This is a genomic window from Caballeronia cordobensis (genome assembly GCF_001544575.2).
GTDB lineage: Bacteria > Pseudomonadota > Gammaproteobacteria > Burkholderiales > Burkholderiaceae > Caballeronia > Caballeronia cordobensis.
The window spans coordinates 1-1,572 of the sequence record NZ_FCNY02000065.1 but is presented as its reverse complement, the minus strand read 5'-3'; the positions used below and the strand labels follow the sequence as shown (position 1 = coordinate 1,572).

General features: G+C 62.7%; 1 protein-coding gene. It reads right to left on the bottom strand.

Annotation, left to right across the window (positions count from 1 at the left end; all coding sequences use genetic code 11):
- Positions 1-47: 47 nt before the first annotated feature.
- Entirely contained in the window at positions 48-1,517 is a 1,470-nt protein-coding gene (locus AWB70_RS38070) for an IS1182 family transposase (RefSeq protein ID WP_053567557.1), read from the bottom strand.
- Between the last annotated feature and the right edge of the window lie 55 nt (positions 1,518-1,572).

The window sequence follows — 1,572 nt, the reverse complement described above, 5'->3', positions numbered from 1 at the left end:
CAGACTGCTGACCAACCCCACGTTTTCTCAACGTGGGGTTTTCTTTTTCACCCGAAGGCGATTTGAGCGCTCACCGGATCGAAGCACTCCCGTGGCGCTTGGAATTGCCTCGTCGGCGGTGTGTGGCGCGCTTCGCAGTGGCTTAAACGACGTAAAAGCCGCCGCAGGCGGGCCAGCAACAGGGCAATCTTCTTGATGTTTTGCGCCGCAGCCGCCAGCAGGCACTGCTCGGCGAGTTTGCGCAGCCCTCGCATGCGCGCGTAGCGATGCCCATGCAACTGCTTGGCATCGGCGAAGCTGCGCTCCACCGTCTCCTTGCGACGCGCGTAGATGCGTCGGCCCCATTCGCTCAGCCGCCGCGCATCCACGCGCTCCTTGGCGCGCTCCCAGACGTGGCGCACCACGAGTTTCACCGCGTTGGCGCTTTGCGTGCAGCGCTCGCGTACCGGGCAGCGCTCGCAGATCGCACGATCGGACTTGTATTGCCGATAGCCCTGCCGGTTGGTCGTACTGTACGACAGCGCGTGGCCTTGCGGACACACGTATTCGTCGCGATACGCGTCGTACTGATACTCGCGCTTATAAAACCTGCCCGGCTTGTGATTGGGCGTGCGATACCCCATCACCCCGGCCACGCCGCGCTGCTCCAGACCTTGGCAAATCGCCGGCGTGAAGTAGCCCGCATCCAGCCCCACCGCCTGCACCTCGAACCCGAAGCACGCGCGCTGGCGATCCAGCCGCGCCAGATACGGCTGGCTGTCATGCACTGAGGCGGGCGTGACGTGCGTGTCGGTGATGATCGCGTGTTTGGCGTCCACCGTACGATGATCCAGATAGAAGAAGCCCTTGGGCTTGTCGTCGCGCACCATGTAGCCGCTTTCGGGATCGGTGCGGCTAACCTTGATGTCCTTGCCGGGCCCCGGCGTGTCATCGTCGTCGCGCTTGAGCGGCTTCTTGTCGTGCGCGGCGCGGTCCGCGTCGATGGCCGCATCCAGCTCGGCCAGATAGGCCGACGGCGTTTGCTCCACGCGCACCACATCGAACTTGTTCTTGTTGGCGTTGGCCTTCAGATGCGTACTGTCGCTGTAGAGCACGCGGCCATCGACCATGCCGTGACCGATCGCCTGACGCACAATCTCGTCGAAGATCTCCTGATACACGGCCGTATCGGTGAAGCGCCGACGACGATTCTGCGAGAACGTCGACGCATCGGGCACCTTATCGGTGAGGCGAAAGCGCGCGAACCAGCGGTAGGCGACGTTGACCTGCACTTCGCGCATCAACTGGCGCTCGCTGCGCACGCCAAACAGGTAGCCGATGAACAGCAGCTTGAACAGCACCACCGGATCGAGCGCCGGACGGCCGTTGTCGGCGCAGTAAAGATGCGCCACCTGCTCGCGGATGAACTCGAAATCCACCGCTGCATCGATCTTGCGCAACAAGTGGTCCTTGGGCACGAGTTCCTCGAGCGTGACCATCTCGAGTTCGTGCTGGGTAGGCGTCGGTTTCTTGAGCATGGCGCTCATTTAACGACAAAGCCCTGGCAAGAGCCAGGGCTTTGTCAGCAGTCTG

Bases quoted from the DNA above. Each gene is read 5' to 3' on its own strand.
- AWB70_RS38070 (WP_053567557.1), bottom strand. From the start codon at position 1,517: ATGCTCAAGAAACCGACGCCTACCCAGCACGAACTCGAGATGGTCACG.